The sequence below is a fragment of the Streptococcus pseudopneumoniae genome, assembly GCF_038148935.1.
Lineage (GTDB): Bacteria > Bacillota > Bacilli > Lactobacillales > Streptococcaceae > Streptococcus > Streptococcus pseudopneumoniae_U.
Genome location: NZ_JBBJZX010000184.1, coordinates 1 through 897 on the forward strand (window position 1 = coordinate 1; position 897 = coordinate 897).

Genomic DNA, 897 nt, shown 5'->3' on the forward strand with positions numbered 1-897 from the left:
GTAGACAATACCTTAAATAGAAACATAGAATCTAATCCACCAGAAAGAGCTAGCACCACCTTAGTATGCTTTTTGAAATATCCCTTCCTGAGAAAATGATTTAAAAAATCCTGTTCCCTCATTTTAGAACCTCATAAACATCCTTGGCTATCTTGGAAATCGTATCATAATCAGAATTCTTAGTGAAAATAGAAAGAATAAATGGAGAATCTGCGTAGATAACACCCGTATCATGCTTAAATTCGTCCGCATCCCCAATTTTATGAGCTACCTTCACAGAAACACCTTTGGCAATTCGCTGATTATCAAAATCTGTTTTAGTCAAAGATTCTAGCACAAATCCATTTTGATTATAAATAGCTTCCATGACCTTCCCGGCCATCTTGGAAGAAATCAATTTTTCTTTTGGATTCCAATCATCTCCCATAATAGCAGACATCTTGGATTTGAATGTGGAATCAGATTGGTTTGAAATGTAATAACCCAATATATTATGAGCTACATTATCAGATTCTTTAGATACTTTTGTGATTAAGTCCTTGAGAGAATACTCTTTATTATCCTCTTTTTTAGGAAGACTACCACTTCCCTCTGGTTTATAAGAACCTGGAAAATCATTGACTGCAGATACGTATTTTACAGTCGTGTCTAACTGATAAAGACCCTCATTTATTTTTTCTTGCGTATAGTAGAGATAAGGTAGTTTTAAAACACTAGCCGCATACATCTTTTCATCTTGATTGATACCAGCTTCTTTTCCAGTAGTCAGTTGCTTAACATAAATAGAGAATGAATCCTTCTGATATTTTTCCGATAACATTTCTTGGACCTTACTCATCCGATTATCTTCTTCAGAAGTTGATTCTTTAGCTACCCATCCAACCTGATCAATATGTA

General features: G+C 34.4%; 1 protein-coding gene and 1 pseudogene. Both read right to left on the minus strand.

Annotation, left to right across the window (positions count from 1 at the left end):
* Positions 1-122, minus strand: a pseudogene (locus WKI42_RS11115) (tRNA lysidine(34) synthetase TilS); the annotation flags it as partial.
* A partial coding sequence (locus tag WKI42_RS10485) for a serine hydrolase (RefSeq protein WP_368081890.1) occupies positions 119-897 on the minus strand: 779 nt, incomplete at its 5' end. The pseudogene WKI42_RS11115 and the gene WKI42_RS10485, both read right to left, overlap by 4 nt.